General features: G+C 34.0%; 15 protein-coding genes, 1 tRNA gene and 1 pseudogene. 10 read left to right on the top strand and 7 right to left on the bottom strand.

Features of this window, described 5'->3' with window-relative positions:
• On the bottom strand, positions 1–1,439 hold a 1,439-nt coding region (locus FWJ34_RS10970; protein WP_308255361.1), incomplete at its 3' end, for a GAF domain-containing protein.
• A gap of 71 nt (positions 1,440–1,510) precedes the next feature.
• On the opposite strand from FWJ34_RS10970, the pseudogene FWJ34_RS10975 reads away from it, so the two are divergent.
• A pseudogene (locus tag FWJ34_RS10975) lies at positions 1,511–1,762 on the top strand (hypothetical protein); the annotation flags it as partial.
• A gap of 249 nt (positions 1,763–2,011) precedes the next feature.
• On the opposite strand, the gene FWJ34_RS10980 reads toward FWJ34_RS10975, so the two are convergent.
• Entirely contained in the window at positions 2,012–2,320 is a 309-nt protein-coding gene (locus FWJ34_RS10980; protein ID WP_308255362.1) for a DUF3067 family protein, read from the bottom strand.
• Positions 2,321–2,549: 229 nt separating this feature from the next.
• Between FWJ34_RS10980 and petC the strand changes: the two genes are divergently transcribed.
• Together petC and petA are read left to right on the top strand one after the other, a co-directional pair.
• Positions 2,550–3,089 carry a cytochrome b6-f complex iron-sulfur subunit gene (gene petC / locus FWJ34_RS10985; RefSeq protein ID WP_308255363.1) on the top strand — a complete coding sequence of 180 codons (540 nt, stop codon included), beginning with the start codon at positions 2,550–2,552 and terminating at the stop codon, positions 3,087–3,089.
• A gap of 64 nt (positions 3,090–3,153) precedes the next feature.
• Positions 3,154–4,134, top strand: coding sequence for a cytochrome f (petA, locus tag FWJ34_RS10990; RefSeq protein ID WP_308255364.1), 981 nt, complete (start codon positions 3,154–3,156; stop codon positions 4,132–4,134).
• 179 nt (positions 4,135–4,313) lie between these two features.
• On the opposite strand, the gene FWJ34_RS10995 is transcribed toward petA, so the two are convergent.
• Positions 4,314–5,285 (bottom strand): hypothetical protein, encoded by a 972-nt coding sequence (locus FWJ34_RS10995; RefSeq protein ID WP_308255365.1) that lies wholly within the window; start codon positions 5,283–5,285, stop codon positions 4,314–4,316.
• A 742-nt stretch (positions 5,286–6,027) separates the two neighbouring features.
• Positions 6,028–6,101: transfer RNA gene (locus FWJ34_RS11000), tRNA-Met, on the bottom strand.
• Positions 6,102–6,259: 158 nt separating this feature from the next.
• Here FWJ34_RS11000 and FWJ34_RS11005 point away from each other — a divergent pair.
• On the top strand, positions 6,260–6,691 hold the full coding sequence (locus FWJ34_RS11005) for a VOC family protein (protein WP_308255366.1): 432 nt from the start codon (positions 6,260–6,262) through the stop codon (positions 6,689–6,691).
• A gap of 9 nt (positions 6,692–6,700) precedes the next feature.
• On the opposite strand, the gene FWJ34_RS11010 is transcribed toward FWJ34_RS11005, so the two are convergent.
• The 3 genes from FWJ34_RS11010 to glmU form a co-directional block, all read right to left on the bottom strand.
• Positions 6,701–7,156: an NUDIX hydrolase gene (locus FWJ34_RS11010; RefSeq protein ID WP_308255367.1), complete on the bottom strand. Its 456-nt coding sequence runs from the start codon at positions 7,154–7,156 to the stop codon at positions 6,701–6,703.
• 32 nt (positions 7,157–7,188) lie between these two features.
• Entirely contained in the window at positions 7,189–8,190 is a 1,002-nt protein-coding gene (gene dusB, locus FWJ34_RS11015) for a tRNA dihydrouridine synthase DusB (RefSeq protein WP_308255374.1), read from the bottom strand.
• Positions 8,191–8,601: 411 nt separating this feature from the next.
• Positions 8,602–9,954, bottom strand: a complete 1,353-nt coding sequence (glmU, locus tag FWJ34_RS11020) for a bifunctional UDP-N-acetylglucosamine diphosphorylase/glucosamine-1-phosphate N-acetyltransferase GlmU (RefSeq protein WP_308255368.1) — start codon at positions 9,952–9,954, stop codon at positions 8,602–8,604.
• A 182-nt stretch (positions 9,955–10,136) separates the two neighbouring features.
• Here glmU and FWJ34_RS11025 point away from each other — a divergent pair, with 182 nt between their 5' ends.
• The 6 genes from FWJ34_RS11025 (at position 10,137) to FWJ34_RS11050 (ending at position 17,530) form a co-directional block, all read left to right on the top strand.
• The gene (locus tag FWJ34_RS11025; RefSeq protein ID WP_308255375.1) at positions 10,137–11,036 is read left to right on the top strand and encodes a LysR substrate-binding domain-containing protein; all 900 of its coding nucleotides are present in this window, start codon (positions 10,137–10,139) and stop codon (positions 11,034–11,036) included.
• Between the two features lie 256 nt (positions 11,037–11,292).
• The gene (locus FWJ34_RS11030) at positions 11,293–13,110 is read left to right on the top strand and encodes an NAD(P)H-quinone oxidoreductase subunit F (protein WP_308255369.1); all 1,818 of its coding nucleotides are present in this window, start codon (positions 11,293–11,295) and stop codon (positions 13,108–13,110) included.
• 78 nt (positions 13,111–13,188) lie between these two features.
• Positions 13,189–13,887, top strand: coding sequence for a carbonic anhydrase (locus tag FWJ34_RS11035; RefSeq protein ID WP_308255370.1), 699 nt, complete (start codon positions 13,189–13,191; stop codon positions 13,885–13,887).
• Between the two features lie 109 nt (positions 13,888–13,996).
• A complete protein-coding gene (locus FWJ34_RS11040; protein ID WP_308255371.1) occupies positions 13,997–15,466 on the top strand; it encodes an NADH-quinone oxidoreductase subunit M in 1,470 nt (489 codons plus the stop codon).
• A 200-nt stretch (positions 15,467–15,666) separates the two neighbouring features.
• Positions 15,667–16,956, top strand: coding sequence for a CO2 hydration protein (locus FWJ34_RS11045; RefSeq protein ID WP_308255372.1), 1,290 nt, complete (start codon positions 15,667–15,669; stop codon positions 16,954–16,956).
• A 172-nt stretch (positions 16,957–17,128) separates the two neighbouring features.
• The gene (locus FWJ34_RS11050) at positions 17,129–17,530 is read left to right on the top strand and encodes a fasciclin domain-containing protein (RefSeq protein ID WP_308255373.1); all 402 of its coding nucleotides are present in this window, start codon (positions 17,129–17,131) and stop codon (positions 17,528–17,530) included.
• Positions 17,531–17,659: the final 129 nt, after the last annotated feature.

Genomic DNA, 17,659 nt, shown 5'->3' on the forward strand with positions numbered 1-17,659 from the left:
CGCAATAAACTACGCATTAAAGCCATAAACATCGCACTTCCCACTCCTTTATCACAAACGTCGGCAATAACTAAACCAACATAGTTACCAATAGGAAAAACATCATAAAAATCTCCTGAAAGTTGTTTTGCCGGATTTAAAAAGGCTTCTATTTCCCAGTTTTCAGGTTGAATTATATTAGTAGGTAGAAAATCTCTTTGCATTTCTCTACCTTTTTGCAACTCTTCATCTAAAGTACTGGCATATTGTTGAACTTCATAGTATAGATAAGCATTTTCGATAACCAATGCCATTTGATCGGCAGTGACTTGCATTAAACTAACAGTTTCCCAGCTAAAATGATTAACCTGAGAGTGTTCGAGAATAATTACACCCAAAATAGAATCAGCTCTTTTAATGGGAATACCAATAGCGGAACGAGTATTTGTATTATCATTAGCTAATGTAGTCCAACGAGAATCTTCTTTAATATCAGCAATTAATCCTGCTTCTCTATGACGAATAATCCAACCGGCAAAACCGTCTTTAAATACCTTACCAATTAATGCTGCTCTAACATTTGGAGGTAATTCTCGGCGAGATAAGATGGCATCGATAACTTTTTCTTCTCCTCTTTCTAACAGAAACATACTACCTTTTTCTGCATGGGTAATATCTACTGCTAAATCAAGAATTTGACTTATAGTTTGCTTTAATAAGTCTTTTTTTATTGGCGATCGCGCTACTTCAACTAAATTTTCTAAGAGTTTTTTCTGAATTTCTGAGGTAGCTTTTTCAATTTTTACAGCTGCTATTTCAATAATAAAACTAATAGTTTGCCCTGTTAATTCAATTAATTCTATCATTTCATCTTGAAAATAATCTAATTCATGATGACAAAAACTGATGATAGCTAATAGTTGTCCTTGGGCAAATAACGGAATACTGACAACGGAACGAATTAAAAAAGGACTATCAGATACTTGATTCCACCGTGAATCATTTTCAGTATCTTTAATTAAACCTATAGTTCGATGTTTTTTCACCCAAGAAATTAAACCTTGATTGAGGGTAATTTGTGGATGCGGATTTGATTCTAAATCACCATAATTATTGATATTAACGTTGTAACAAATTTCTTCTGTTGGCGTAAAAATAAACAAACTGCTAATCTGGGCTTTGACGGTTTCTGTGGTTATTTTCAAGGTTTGAGATAAAGTTATCTGTAAGGCTTTTGCATCTTTTGAGGATTCAGCAATAGCAATCCAATTATCAATTAATTTCGCCGTAGCCGGAAAACTCCTAGTGTGTAAAGAGGGTAACATTGCCATTAAAGTATTAAATAATTCTTTTTCAGCTTCAAATACGGTGTGATAATCTCTTTGTGTTTGAACTATATTTTGTGAATTATTGACTTTTTGAGTTAAATTGGTTTGATTTTGCTGATTGTCCATAGACATAAATTTTTGAAGTGATATTATTTAATCAAACATTGTCAATTTTATCACTTCTCTCCTTGAAAATGCTTATAGAAGCCATTTTAGTGGAAGTCAAAAGTAAACTTTCTCAAGCCGATGTGGATGAGCATTTGGAGAGGTTAGGTAAATTTAAGGAATTAATGCCTCGTTATCGAGATGTGAATGCTTTAGGGGCAGTAGCCGGAATGATTGTACCAGAGCATATTGGTAATTATGCTTATCGTAAAGGTTTATATGTCTTAGCTCAATCAGGGGAAAATGTAGTTATTTTAAATGATAGTAAGTTTAAACCCAGAGTATGGTAGAATGATCTCAATGATCTCGCAGCAACGCCCTTGGCGATCGAGGTTTTAGGTATGACTCAGATCTTGCACCTCGTTTAAAATTGACTTGACATTTAATTGTTTGAACTTAGATTTTTGGGTAAATCATAGTAAAAATTTTGGGCTGTGCCCACCTTGTTAGTATTATTATAATTGTAGTTAGTTAACCAATTTTCTAAGTCGAAAATATTCTGAAAATCTAATAATGCTTCTCCTTTTTTATTTTCAATCTTAAATAATCCATTCTGAAGTGCGATCGCCTAAATCTAAAGAAATACTAACAGCTTTGCCTAAACGAGGACGATTTTTAGCGTCTAAAATACCCCTTTGCACTTGCTCAACAACCCCCCAACTGTTGATATAGTTAGCAATTCCCTCTAAATGATCAAAATATTCCGTTTCGGTGAAATGAAAAGAGGCTTGTTCTAAATATTTCCACATTACTTGAAAATAAATTTTATCTTTAATCCGTAATAGTTGGACATCATAACAGCATCCCCATTTATTAAAAATTAGTTTCTGTAAATCTTTTCCTGTCATAATTAAGTTTTGTGAAGTGATGAAATAGGTATATGGTTATAAGGTGATAAATATTGCTGTTTAAACAAAATCACTCCTTTCTCTTTGAAAGTGATGGAATGATTCTGCAAAAGGTTCATTTTTTGTAATAATTAGATAATGACTTTTATTAACCTTGTTTAGCATAAAGGTTCTTGAGTTTATTGTAAAACCATAACCAAAGTATTCAATTACATAATTTAATTTAGTTATGACACAAATTTCTGGAAACGCTGATGTTCCTGATATGGGGCGTCGTCAGTTTATGAATTTACTGACTTTTGGTACAATCACTGGAGTTGCTGCAGGGGCTTTATATCCCGTGATTAGTTACTTTATTCCTAAATCCTCCGGTGGTGTTGGGGGTGGTTTAACCGCTAAAGATAAACTGGGTAATGATATTGTGGCTAGTTCATTTTTAGCTAGTCATCAACCTGGCGATCGCACTTTAGCCCAAGGTTTAAAAGGAGATCCTACTTATATAGTTGTCACCGAAGATAAAAATATCGCTTCTTACGGTATCAATGCTGTTTGTACTCACCTAGGTTGTGTTGTGCCTTGGAATGTTGCTGAAAATAAATTTATTTGTCCTTGTCATGGTTCTCAATATAACAACGAAGGAAAAGTAGTACGAGGTCCTGCACCCTTATCTTTAGCCTTAGTTCATGCGGATGTCACCAATGATAAAGTAGTTTTAACCAACTGGGAAGAAACTGACTTCCGGGACGGTTCAAATCCTTGGTGGGCATAATAATTGACCATAAAAACTTTCCATTGTAACCGATTTAGATAAAATTCATTAATTGTAAATATCAATGAGAGATCATTCTTTTTTGACAGATATGGCACAAAAAATCACTAAAATTATCTTAGTTGCCATCGTTAGTGTTTGTTTATTCCTCGCCAGTGATATAGTTTTACCTCAAAGTGCTAATGCTTACCCTTTTTGGGCGCAAGAAACTGCTCCGAAAACACCTCGTGAAGCTACAGGACGAATTGTGTGTGCTAACTGTCACTTAGCCGCAAAACCTGCGGAAGTGGAAATTCCTCAATCAGTATTACCTGACACTGTTTTTGAAGCTGTGGTAAAAATCCCTTATGATCATTCTGCACAACAAGTGTTAGGAGATGGAAGTAAAGGTGGTTTAAATGTGGGTGCAGTGTTAATGTTACCTGATGGTTTTCAAATTGCCCCTGATGATCGCATCTCTGAAGAATTAAAAGAAAAAGTCAATGGTGCTTATTTCCAAGCCTATAACGAAGAACATCCTAATTGGGTAATTGTCGGTCCTTTACCCGGTGACAGTTACGAAGAAATCGTTTTCCCTGTATTATCTCCTGATCCTACCACAGATCCTAATATTCATTACGGTAAATATTCTGTACATTTAGGAGCAAACAGAGGAAGAGGGCAAGTATATCCTACCGGACAATTAAGTAACAATAACCTATTTAAAGCTCCCGTAGCTGGTACTGTTAGCACGATTACTGAAGCCGAAGATGGTGCTTATAGCGTAACTATCACTGCTGAGGATGGTAATGTAACTACTGTCGATATTCCTGCTGGTCCTCAATTAATTGTAGCAGAAGGTCAACAAGTGGTAGTAGCTGAACCTTTAACTAATGATCCTAACGTAGGCGGTTTCGGACAAAAAGATACAGAAGTTGTATTACAAAGTCCTACCCGTATTCTTTGGTTATTAGTGTTTATAGCTGGTATCATGTTATCTCAAATTTTGTTAGTACTTAAGAAAAAACAAATCGAGAAAGTGCAAGAAGCAGGAATGTATTTCTAACATTTTTTCCTACTTATTTTTATTTATTGATGGAGGCGATTATTTGCCTCTTTTTTGATGAGAATTTTGGCAAAATTCAAACGATTAGGATCATCTAAAATGAGGTTAGCTTGACTGGAAACTAAATTATTACCCCGATCAAACTATATAATCTAAATAAAGTATAGCCGTAAATAATCTTAATTCGCAGGTAACAAATATAACCCAGAAGGAGTATTTTCATCTGGTAAAATCTCCTTACTGCTTTTCAGATTACGACTTTGGCACAAATCCGCAAAGGCTTCTAAACTCTCTAATCTCGCCAATAATTCGCTTAAACCATCTAAATATTCCGCTATGGCAATCTGTTGTTGTATCCACGATTTAGGGTATCTTTCCTGAGCGTAAGACATTTCAAACTCTACATTTGCCTCATTTTTTCTCCGTCTTACTTGATCTCGATCTAAACTAAGATCACTAGGAGAAATATCCTTAATTCGGGTAACTCTTTCGGGAGTGATATATTCTGCAAAGGGAGAAGCAGAAAAACGATACGCCGTTGACAATGAAGAATTATCCTCTTTTATCAAACTGTTACCCCAGTTGTGAGCCAGTGTTTTAAACTTCTCTACCTCCTCCCTTAAGATTCCTTTTGCTTCCTGATGTTGCCCCATTTGTAACAGTAAATGGGCTTCTGTGGCGGTGGCAACTGCCCACCCTTGAATAGAGACATCGGTATTTAATAGTAATTCTGCCTCTAACTGTGGGGTTGACTGCATCGCCTGACTACTTAAAAATAAACGAGTATTGGTAGCGGTTTTAAGAGCTAATCTAGGGGATTCATCGGGAAATCGTCTTAAATCTTCTAATTCTGCTTGTAAGGTGCAGATTTCTTTAATTAACATCATTTTGTGAATGTTAGAAATAGCTTTCCCTAGATTTTCCTGTTTTTCTCGATTATCCTGCACCAATAAATATAAATAAGCTAATTGCCCAGAAACTACATTTAAGCGATTATTAAGGTGATTTAAGCCTTCAACAACGACATTAAAACCTTGACTCATTTTGTTATCAAGATTATTTAAACGGGTTTCCACTTTATTAAAACCTGTTTCCATCGTTTGCTGAAGATTATTAATGGATTTTTGCATCTGATGGAGTTTATAACCCATATAGAACCTATTTGATATTTACGCCTGTAACCCAAATAACAAAAGGCTTTGACGAGATTAAAGTATTTCTTCTGAAATCATTATTATGTAACCATTCTAAAAAAGATACCAAATGGGTTCTATAAGTACTCATGCAAAATTAATTGTCTAGGGGCAATGGGTTTAAACTCCTTGTTACCCATTTTTACCATAGGTTTGAGAAAAATAAAGGGCATCGATTAATTTTACTCACTCACTAGAATTATAGATGAAACGCTCAGAGGAAGTCGTGGCTGATGAACCAATAATAAACTTAGTAGATCGAAAAGAAAAAAAATAAAGAGATTATTGATATATAAGCACTAAGTAAAGGACTCTATTTTAGAGGATACAGGTGGTTTCAATCAAGTTTGCCCTGGGGTTGATTGAAAGGCTATTCTTAAGGCTAATATTACCGCAGGTATTCCCAGTATTTCAATCAAGTTTGCCCTCTGGGATTGATTGAAAGTATCTGAGTGACGATCGAATTAGGATAAAACAAAAAATCAATGATCGATCGAACCGAAATAAATCAATACAGTATAATTAACCTAGGATAAATTGAAAGAGAGCAGGGTACTCATATTTGATGATGATTATTTTAACGACACGATTTTGTCACTGCTTATTAAACGACCAGAACTTGTCATCACGACACTTAATTTGGCACAATGACAGTAATTTGTCACCGATGACAATTAATTTGGCACTGTTCATTAAAGTATGGCTCGAGGCAGATTTGAACTGCCGACCTTGGGCTTATGAGTCCCCTGCTCTAACCTACTGAGCTACCAAGCCTTAATTAATCTTGGTTAACCATTGTAAACTATTTTTCTTAATTTTTCAAGAGAATTTCTGTAGAATTTAGGAAATGGGTAATAAGTTAAAACCTATTTTATGTCTATTATGGCTACTGTTGTAATAATTATAATGAAATTGTTTTATTTTTATTATTTATGATTAATCAAGTAATTTTTCATTTAGCTATTCCTATTAAGGATATTAATGAGGCTAAAAAATTTTATGGGGATATTTTAGGCTCAAAAATTGGCAGAGAAAATCAATACGCTATTATTTTTGATTTTTATGGCCATCAGTTAGTAGGGCATATTACTACAGAAAACTTAACCCCTCCAGCAAGTATTTATCCCCGTCATTTTGGGTTGATTTTTACCGAAGAATCGGATTGGAATTCTTTATTAAACAGATGTAAAAATTATCCTTTAGAGTTATATCAAAAGGAAAAATTACGGTTTAAAGATCAATTAACTGAGCATAAAACTTTCTTTTTACAAGATCCTTTTTATAATATTATTGAATTAAAATTTTATCGTCATTATGATGCTATTTTCGGAGCTAATCATCTTATTTCTATTGGCGATCGATAAGTTAGTGATTCAGGCTATAGTAGTGTTACCTTCTAGATAATCTTTTATTTGTCGATCATGATCATGTGCTAAATTACCGAGGGGAAGATTGTGTCTGTTAAAGGCTTTCACCTCTAAAATTTCCACACAATCTTTGATGATCATTTCTCCGGCGACTTCCGTTTCGATTAAGATCGAGATAGAATGAAGACGAGGATCTCTTTCTGGTGATGAATAAACTCCTACTAAACGCCCTATTTTGAGTAAATCTAAGCCGGTTTCTTCTTTTAACTCTCTTTTTATAGTGTTAGGGATGTCTTCTCCCCAATCAATCATACCTCCGGGTAAACTCCATTGTTTAGTATCTCGGCGATAAACAAATACAATATTCCCATTGGGTAAAATTGGCACAAGAGTAACTCCAAGTATAGGATGTCGAAAAATAATTTTTAAAACTCCTGAAATAAATTGCCAGTTATACCACACAATATTTGATTTTAGTTTGTTGTATTTTCATTCTAACTCCAAGATTCCATATTTAGCAAACTTAAACCTTCTTCAACGTTATTAATACGGGAACATTGATCTCGTAATTCTGCCGAACCACTAAAACCTTTACAATACCAAGCCAAATGTTTACGAGCTTGAAAAATACCTTTTTGTCCTTTGTATTCCCATAGGCCGATTAAATGTTCTTTCGCACAGTCTAAACGTTCTTTTATGGTAGGTAAAATAGGTTTTTTGCCATTTTTGAGGTAAAAGTCAATTTCCCCCACTAAAAACGGATAACCCAAAGTGCCACGAGAACACATTACACCGTCAGCCTTGGTAATTTCTAGGCAACGAATAGCATCTTCTACGGAAAAAATATCCCCGTTAGCGATGACAGGAATAGTTAATTTTTGTTTAACTTGAGCGATTATATCCCATCGTGCAGTGCCAGTATAACCTTGCTCTCTGGTACGTCCATGTACAGTTATCATACTAGCTCCAGCATCTTGCATTTTTTGAGCAAATTCGATGATATTGATTTCGTCATCATTCCAACCAAGACGAGTTTTCACCGTTACTGGTACATTTACTGCCTTTTTTACTTCTTTGACAATGGCTTCGGCGATGTCAGGTTGACGTAATAAACTAGATCCACCCCCTTTTTTGGTAATCTTATTTACAGGACAACCCATATTTATATCAATAGTTTTTGCTCCTTCTTTAACGGCTTTCTCCGCCGCTTGTGCCATAAAATCTGCCCGACAATCAAATAATTGAATACTAATAGGTTGCTCGTTAGGATCAATTTCCATTAATCTAGGAAGTTGTGGAAGATGCTTTATTTCTGTAGCGTTTACCATCTCTGTATATATCATGGATTCAGGAGCATAACGTCTGACTAAACTGCGAAATACTTTATCTGTTACTCCTGATAATGGCGATTGTAAAACTCGACTATTAATAATAACTGATCCGATTTTTAAGGGTGTAGAGAGTTGTTCTTGTAATTTAGTAGAAATTTTATTCATCATCAAAAACTCAGGTAAAAAAAAGTAGATTTTTTGGTGATTAATAAACCACATTAGACACGAGTGCAAAATAAAAATTTAAATCTATTTTAGGTGGGAAATTATCAATTTTAATAACTATAGCAATTCTATGGGAGTTATGAGATTTAAAGAGGTGTTAGCTATCAGCTTTCAGCAGTCAGCTTTGACGGTATAGTAAGATTTACAGATTTATTTTTTAATCTTTAATTCTTCACCAATGATTTAGGATTGCTATATTGCCTGAAGAATTTAGAATTTAGAATGACGATTTTACCATTGCCCATTGCCCATTGCCTATTCCTTATTGCCCGTTGCCCATTGCCTAACTTCTACAAGAAGTCTATTAATCATTTTCGGTGGTGCATCGCCCTACTAATTCCTCATTCTTCATTACTTCGATTTCTTTGCCCAACCTTCTATTACTCTTTGCCTTTCTCTTGCGATCGCCAAACTCTGAGGAGGAACATCATGGGTAATTACTGAGCCGGCGGCAACGGTTACATCTTCACCGATAGTAACGGGGGCAACAAAGACACTATTTGAACCGGTTTTTGTACGATCGCCTATTATAGTAGGATGTTTGTTCACACCATCATAATTAGCCGTAATTGTACCGGCACCAACGTTAACTTGATTACCTAAAGTTGCATCACCAATATAAGATAAATGAGCGATATTCGTTTTATTCCCGATAGAGCTTTTTTTGATTTCTACAAAGTTACCAACTCGACAATTTTCTCCTAATTCAACATCTCCTCGTAAATGGGCATAAGGTCCTATTTTTGTATTAGCTGAGATTTTACTATCAGAAATTACAGAATATAAAACGTTGATATTTTCATCAAGTTGACTATTTTCGATTAAACAACCTGGACCAATTTTACAGCCAGAAGCGATAATAGTATTACCTCTTAGGTGTGTTTGCGGTTCAATGGTAACATCTATATCTAATTGCACAGTATCCTCAATGGTGACACTATCAGGATCGACGATAGTTACACCCGCCATCATCCATGATTCTTTAATTCTTCTCTGTAAAATGCCATAAGCTGAAGCTAATTGACGGCGATCGTTGATACCACTAATTTCTAAATAATCATCAACATCTTTTGCCATAACGGGGTTGAGATAATCTACCACCTCTGTGAGATAATATTCTTGTTGATCATTATTGGTGCTTAATTTCGGTAAAACTTCTCGTAATTTTTGCCAATTAAAACAATAAACTCCGGCATTAATACGTTGATTTTGTTGTTGTAGTGGATTACAATCTCGATCTTCGATAATTTGCGTCACTAAATTATTTTTATCACAAAAAACTCTACCGTAACCTTTTGGATTAGGTAAATTAGCCGTTAAAAGAGTGGCTGCATTACGATTTTCTTGATGAGTTTTGACCAAATTTTGTACAGTTTCAGGACGTAATAAAGGTACATCACCGTTTAAAACGATTAAATCTCCAGTAAAATTCTCTAAAGGGTGAATTAACTGAATAATAGCGTGACCAGTACCTAATTGTTCTCGTTGTTCGACAAATTCTACCTCTTGAAGATGATTAAGGGCATTTTGTATTTTGTCCCCCTCATAACCAATAATAACCAATTGGCGATCAGGATTCACAAGATTACAACTATTTATAGCTCTTTCCACAAGACTTTTACTTCCTAGGGGGTGTAAAACTTTGGGAAGTTTAGATTTCATTCTAGTTCCTTTTCCGGCGGCAAGAATTGCGACTGCTAACATGAGATCATCTGATTTTCGTTCGCTTTTGAGTATATCTTAAAGGATGAACAATAAACAAAGATTTCATCAAGATTAATTATTGAGCGTATCACTATTTACATTTTAAACTATAACTATTGACATTAGTCTATCTATTTATTATCATAGATAAACAAAAGTCAATAGAAGAAGGAGAGAAATATTTGATTCACGCAACATTGCATCAGTTAAAAGTCTTTGAAACCACCGCACGTTTAGGCAGTTTTACCAAAGCCGCCGAAGAATTAGAAATTACTCAACCAACTGTATCAAGTCAAGTTAAACAATTAACCAAAACTGTTGGTTTACCTTTATTTGAGCAAATAGGGAAACAACTTTATTTAACAGAAGTGGGAAAAGAATTATTGACAACTTGTCAAGATGTTTTTACTCAATTAGATAATTTTGAGATGAAGATAGCTGATTTAAAAGGCACAAAAGAAGGAAAGTTACGCTTGTCAGTTATTACCACTGCAACTTATTTTATTCCTCGTCTTTTAGGCTCTTTTTGTTTACTTTATCCAGACATTGATATTTCGTTACAGGTGACAAACCATCACCAAATGCAACAGAGAATGTTAAATAATCAAGATGATTTATATATTCTCAGCCAACCACCAGAAGAAATTGATCTTAAAAGTCAATCTTTTATTGATAATCCATTAGTCGTTATTGCTAGAAAAGATCATTATCTGGCTAATGTTCCACAAATACCTCTTGAGGCTTTAGAAGCTCATCCTTTTATTATGAGGGAATCTGGTTCTGGTACTCGTAGAGCCGTACAAAATTTATTTCAACAACATAACATCAACGTTAAAGTCCGTTTAGAACTAGGAAGTAATGAGGCAATTAAACAAGCGGTTTTGGGTGGTTTAGGGATTTCTGTTTTGTCTAAGCATACCTTAACTTTTGCCTGTCATCAAGATTTAAGTATTCTTGATATACAACATTTTCCGATTTCTCGACATTGGTATATCTCCCATTTAGCCGGAAAACAATTATCAGTTATCGCTCAAACTTTTTTAGACTTTTTAGTGGATAGAACTCAACTTATGAAAGTTTAATCATCATAACTTAATCATAGAAGATTCTTTAATTAATTATTTAGTCATCAGCTTCAACAATTTCTCGTCTATTTTGAAATTAGATAAGTAAATCTAAATTCTGTTATTTAATTTTTTTTATTTTTATCATTGACATTACTCTATTAAACTATTAATATGGATTAGCAAAAATCAATAGTAACTATTAATGAATTTTGCTTCTCATGCAAAAAGCCAAAAATAATTATTGCCAATCATTTATTATCAATTAATAATCATGAATTTTTTTAGCGAAAATATTTTATTGATTCCTTGCTATACCTTAATAGGTGGCTTATTTGCCTTATTATGGTCTCCTGGCATACTTCGCAACACTGGCTCAAGACCAGCAGGTTACATTAATATCCTGATGACATTTTTTGCTTTTATTCACAGTGTCATCGCCTTATATCAAATTTGGGAAGAACCAGCCCAAGAATTGCGTTTGACATGGTTAGAAGCTCAAGGAATTACTATTTCTTTTGATGTACAAATTTCTTCTATTAGTGTTGGCGCTTTAGCTTTGATTACTGGGTTAAATGTTTTGTGTCAACTATATGCCGTTGGCTATCTGGAAATGGATTGGGGATGGGCAAGATTTTATGCACTGATGGGATTTTTTGAGGCAGGGATGTGCGGTTTAGTCTTATGTAACTCTCTTTTCTTTAGTTATGTCTATTTAGAAATTCTCACCCTTGGTACTTATTTATTAGTTGGTTTTTGGTTTGCACAATCCTTAGTTATTTCCGGTGCAAGGGATGCTTTTTGGACAAAACGAGTAGGGGATATTTTATTATTAATGGGGGTAATTGCTATTTATCCTTTTTCTGGTACATGGAATTACAATTATTTAGCTTTTTGGGCTGATAATTCCCCTATAGATTCTACTATCTCTACTTTACTCTGTTTAGCTTTAATTTCTGGCCCTATTGCTAAATGTGCCCAAATACCATTACAATTGTGGCTTGATGAAGCTATGGAAGGTCCTTTACCCGCTTCTATTTTACGAAATGCCATCGTCGTTTCAGTTGGTGCTTATGTATTAATTCAACTGCAACCTGTCTTAGAAATTTCCCCCATAGTGTCGCAAATTGTCGTCATTATTGGAACAATAACCGCTATTTTAGCCTCATTAATTGCCATTGCCCAAGTAGATGTAAAGCGAGTTTTATCTTATATAGTTAGTGCTTATATGGGTTTAGTTTTCATTGCTATCGGGACAAATCACGAGAAAACTGCTTTACTATTGATTGTGGTATATGGAGTCGCTATGGCATTACTTTATATGAGTATTGGTAAGGTAATTGTCAGTAATATTACTCAAGATTTAACTCAATTAGGAGGTTTATGGAAACGTCGCCCTCTGGCAGCTATCTCCTTTTTAGTAGGTACATTTGGATTAGTTGCTTTTCCTCCCCTAGGTGGTTTTTGGGTGTTGCCTCGTCTAGGAGATGATTTACTTTCTTCTCAATGGTGGTTATTTGCTGTTTTACTATTAGTCAATGGCTTAATCACTTTTGCTTTATTACGAACTTTTTCCCTTATATTTTTAGGTGAATCTAAACCCATGACTGTGCGATCGCCTGAAGTATTATGGGCAATGGTATTACCAATGATGATTTTAACTGGTATAACTTTACATTTACCTTTAATTTTGCAACAATTTAATCTGATAAAGATTAATCTCACATTAGAAATTTTCTTAACCTTATCAACATTAGTTGGAGGAGGATTAGCCCTGATAGTTTATAGTAAAAAATCAGCAGATAAAACTATTACCATTATTCCCGAATTTATTCATAATTTCTTTGCTTATGATCTTTATATTCAAGACATCTATAAACTAACCATTGTGGCTTTAGTAAATTTTACCGCTAAACTTGCTTATTGGTTTGATAAATATATCGTAGATGGTGCTGTAAATTTAGTGGGCATAAGTACAATCTTCGGCGGACAAGCCCTTAAATATAGCACATCTGGACAATCTCAGTTATATATATTATCAATACTTTTAGGATTAGTTTTTGTAGCGATAATATTCGGTTTAACTCAATAAATTATGTTAAGATTATTGGCAACTTAATCTCTTAATAATTAACTTTTAACCACATAATCACAATATAAAATTAAAATCATGAATTTAAAACGTAGAAATTTATTACAAGTTGGTGCATTAAGTTTAATTTCTAGTAGCTTTGTTACCGCTATCAATAAAGCTAATGCGAAAGAAATAATACCTCAAAATGATGTCAATACGGATCTAAATCCTGAAAAAGCCTTACAACTTTTATTAGAAGGAAATCAGCGTTTTATTAACAATAAACCTATTAATGTTAATCGATCATTAACTCGAATTCAAGAAGTAGCAAAAGGACAAAAACCCTTCGCAATTTTACTAAGTTGTGCAGATTCAAGAGTGCCGGTAGAAATACTTTTTGATCGAGGATTTGGAGATATATTTGTAGTCAGAAATGCTGGAAATATTGTCACTGCGGAAGAAGCCGGAAGCATCGAATTTGGCTCATTAGTTTTAGGTGCAAAAGTTATTTTAGTATTAGGGCATGGTAGTTGTGGAGCAGTAAAAGCAGCGGTTGATGGAAATCCAGTGCCAGGTAGTATTCAATCAGTTTTAGACTCCATAAAACCAGCATTAGATACCCTCAAACCAGAAGATAAAAAAGATTTATCAACCGCTATAAAAGCTAATGTTAAGCGACAAGTAGAAAATCTCAAAAAATCTTCTATTATCACTCAGTTAATAAACGAAAATAAACTAAAAATAGTAGGTGGTTATTATGACTTAAATACAGCAAAAGTTAGTTTAATCAGTTAGAAATGAAGAATGAGAAATTAGCAAGAGATTTAAACCTTTTGTGAGGAATAAGAAATTATAAGCAAAATGTTTATGACACAATTATTAATTATTAGCTACCTTAAGAAAAATGCTTAACTTACTTTTAATATTACCTATTATTGGAGCGATAATAATAAGCCTTTTACCGTCTGAAAAAGAAAGTAACCTTAATAAAAATATTGCTCTCATTTTTAGCAGTTTTAGCTTTATTATTACTTGTTTAATCGCTCTCAACTTTGATTATAACAACGGAAATTTTCAATATCAAACATTTTTATCATGGTTGCCATTTTTAGGATTAAATTATACCGTTGGAATTGATGGTTTATCTTTACCTTTAATTATCTTAAATGGTTTAATCGTCACCCTTGCCATTTATAACGGAGAGACAAAACAAAATGCAGTTAATAAGCCGAAACTTTACTACATTTTAATCTTACTTTTAACTACCTGTGTTAACGGTGCATTAATCGCTCAAAATTTATTATTATTTTTCCTCTTTTACGAAATTAAATTAGTGCCAATTTATCTTTTAATTTCTATTTGGGGGAGAGATAAACGTAACTATGCCGCCATTAAATATTTACTTTATACAGCCTTTTCGGGCATCTTTGTTTTAACCGCATTTTTAGGCTTAAATTTCCTTACCGACGGCAACAGTTTTGACTTTGATAAAATCACAACACAAGTCTTACCCCAAGCTAAACAAATTTTATTATTACTAACTATAGTCATCGGTTTCGCTATCAAAATTCCTATTTTTCCTCTCCATACATGGCTACCTGATGCTTATACCGAAGCCTCCACTCCCGTATCAATGTTATTAGGAGGAATTATCTCAAAACTTGGCACTTACGGCTTAATTCGTTTCGGTTTACAACTATTTCCAGATGTTTGGGGTGATATTTCACCATATTTGGCAATTTTAGCGGTAATTACTGCTATTTACGGTTCATTAATCGCTATTTCTCAAACTGACATCAAGAAAATGATAGCCTATGCTTCCTTAGCACATATTAATTTTGTAGTTTTAGCAACGGCTGCTGGTACACCTTTAAGCATATTAGGAGCAATTTGTCAAATGTTTGCCCATGGTTTAATCGTCACCTTGTTATTTCATCTCGTGGGCATTATTGAAGAAAAAACAGGCACAAGAGAATTATCGAAATTACATGGCTTAATGAATCCTTATCGAGGTTTACCTTTTGTTGGAGGCTTAATGATTTTAGCCGTGATGGCAAGTGCAGGAATTCCAGGAATGGTAGGATTTGTCGGCGAATTTCTTTCTTTTCAAGGAAGTTTTAGCGTTTTTCCTGTTTATACTCTCATTTGCTTAATTGCGACTGGTTTAACCGCAGTTTATTTTGTTATTCTCTTAAATCGAGTCTTTTTTGGAAAAATGGAGAATAAAACAGGATATTTACCGAAAGTACAACATTTTGAGCATCTTCCAGCGGTTATCCTTGCTGTTATTATCATTTTCTTCGGCTTACAACCATCCTTACTAACTAATCTTAGCTTAACTACTAGCAATTCCATCGCACTTTTAAGTAATTAAAGTTTATCTAAATTACTTATTAAAGAGAATCTCTCGCAAAGGCACAAAGGCGCAAAGGCACAAAGACAGAAAAAAGCAAAAGAAATTATTAGTTTATTTTCTTTAACCATCTGAAGAAATTTATTTCTAACTTCTTTCGTTACCTTAGCCTTCCATTACCTCAAAATTTACTATTAACTTTTTTCCACAACCTTAATAACATGACTACTATCACAAAACAAATTCCTTCCTCTACTCACCAATTTGCTGATATTATCCATCGTTTAGAAGCAGGTGGTTCAATGTTACCAGATACTCCTGAAAATTTGATGCAAATTATCGGTATTTATAAAGCATACGCTGTGCCGATGGATTTTTATTGGCGAGATTTACTCTATATCGCTGAAAGAGTTTTTATTAATCCTCTTCCCTTCTTTAAATATTTCATCTCCCAAGAATATCTCGATTTGCCTAATCATTACGCAGGTGATACCGCCGACTTGAGAATATGGAGAGGAAAAGCCACCGCACATCCTGAGTTACTTGCTTTCATGGAAAAAGGGGAAACTACCAAAATGCCCAAATTATTCCATCATTTGTTACACGATCGTATTAATATGGAGTTTGCTGAGGCTTGTATGAGCGCTATGTTATGGCATGGTAGAGATATGGGGATGGGAAAATTTGACGGTTATCTCGACAGTGATGAATATAAAGCCAATGCTGACATTGCCATCAAAGCCTACTGTAAAAATAATCCCATCATGTTAGGCTTGTATAAGCTATTTCCTGAGATGTTTTTAGAACAAGCACGTCAAGCATCTTATTATAGTAACTTAGGATTATTTTGGGAAGTAATGGCACCGGTATTTTTTGAAATGTCAGACTTATATGACGAAGGAAAGATGACAACGGTAAAAGAGGCAATGGATTTTCTCGTAAACGGTATATTTGCGATCGCCGGAAGGCCAATTTATCATCATGTATATGTAGAAGGTAAATGCTATGAAATTATACCTAAATCCAAAGGTTTTACTTGGTTATACGAAGCTGCTTTACCCTATGTCGAAGCCGTTTTTTATCGCACTTCTCCTTTTAGAGGTACAAAATCTTACAACGCTCAAGCTAAACAAATACCTCATGAACAAAAAGACTTTCATTATGGTATCCTTTATGCTGATGTCTTTCCTGTCGGTAGTGCAGGAATCCCTCCTACTTTGTTAATGGATGATATGTTGCATTTTTTACCGCCTTATCTAGTAGAATACTATAAAAAACATTGCCGAGGAGAAGATGATATGTTAATTCAACTGGGTGTAACTTTTCAACGATCAATGTACAATGTAACTTCTGCCGTAATTCAGGCTTTAAGAACAGCTTTACTCTATCCTTTAGATGACGAAAATCCTAAGCATTTAATGAAAAACCGTCAATTTTTTGAAATGCAAATGGATAGATTTAAACGCCCAGAAGCAAGATTGTCAGATATTCAAAATTCAGATTATCGTTGATGGATAAGATGTCTCGCAAAGGAGCAAAAGGCACAAAGGGTAGAAAGATGATTTTAGGTTTGGTTGAAAAATCAAACTCAATATTAAACATCATCTAAAAATAAAAACTGATAGCTGATAGCTAACTACTAAAAGCTGACTGCTTAAATTAAACAAAAGGAGATAAATTCAAATGCCAGATATAGTTGATATTGCCGTTAGTAACGATAATTTTAAAACATTAGTCACCGCCGTAAAAGCCGCAAATTTAGTTGATGTTTTAAAAAGTGAAGGCCCTTTTACAGTTTTTGCTCCTACAGATGAGGCATTTGCAAAACTACCACCCGGCACTATAACTACTTTAGTACAAAATATACCTCAACTAGCTCGAATACTAACTTATCACGTTGTTTCAGGAAAATTTATGAAAGCTGATTTAGAAAAAATTAATACTATTACTTCTGTAGAAGGTTCACCTATTTCTATCGATTGTAGTGATAATTTTGAGATAAAAAATGCCACTGTTTTAATAAGTGATATTGAAGCAGATAATGGTGTTATTCATGTTATTGATAACGTTATTTTAATGGGATAATTAATGATTAAAGTTCAATTTTTGCCTAAATTTTCTTAATTTTTAGGTATCAGGAATTAGGTATTAGGTAGATGAGTCTAGTTCTGTAGATTTAATTGCTTGTATTTATGCCAGAGAGAGTCAGTAGTG

Source organism: Geminocystis sp. GBBB08, from assembly GCF_016743215.1.
GTDB lineage: Bacteria > Cyanobacteriota > Cyanobacteriia > Cyanobacteriales > Cyanobacteriaceae > Geminocystis.

Bases quoted from the DNA above. Each gene is read 5' to 3' on its own strand.
- petA (WP_308255364.1), top strand. From the start codon at position 3,154: ATGAGAGATCATTCTTTTTTGACAGATATGGCACAAAAAATCACTAAA.
- FWJ34_RS10980 (WP_308255362.1), bottom strand. From the start codon at position 2,320: ATGACAGGAAAAGATTTACAGAAACTAATTTTTAATAAATGGGGATGC.
- FWJ34_RS11045 (WP_308255372.1), top strand. From the start codon at position 15,667: ATGACTACTATCACAAAACAAATTCCTTCCTCTACTCACCAATTTGCT.
- FWJ34_RS11050 (WP_308255373.1), top strand. From the start codon at position 17,129: ATGCCAGATATAGTTGATATTGCCGTTAGTAACGATAATTTTAAAACA.
- FWJ34_RS11040 (WP_308255371.1), top strand. From the start codon at position 13,997: ATGCTTAACTTACTTTTAATATTACCTATTATTGGAGCGATAATAATA.
- glmU (WP_308255368.1), bottom strand. From the start codon at position 9,954: ATGTTAGCAGTCGCAATTCTTGCCGCCGGAAAAGGAACTAGAATGAAA.
- FWJ34_RS10995 (WP_308255365.1), bottom strand. From the start codon at position 5,285: ATGGGTTATAAACTCCATCAGATGCAAAAATCCATTAATAATCTTCAG.
- petC (WP_308255363.1), top strand. From the start codon at position 2,550: ATGACACAAATTTCTGGAAACGCTGATGTTCCTGATATGGGGCGTCGT.
- FWJ34_RS11035 (WP_308255370.1), top strand. From the start codon at position 13,189: ATGAATTTAAAACGTAGAAATTTATTACAAGTTGGTGCATTAAGTTTA.
- dusB (WP_308255374.1), bottom strand. From the start codon at position 8,190: ATGAATAAAATTTCTACTAAATTACAAGAACAACTCTCTACACCCTTA.
- FWJ34_RS11030 (WP_308255369.1), top strand. From the start codon at position 11,293: ATGAATTTTTTTAGCGAAAATATTTTATTGATTCCTTGCTATACCTTA.
- FWJ34_RS11005 (WP_308255366.1), top strand. From the start codon at position 6,260: ATGATTAATCAAGTAATTTTTCATTTAGCTATTCCTATTAAGGATATT.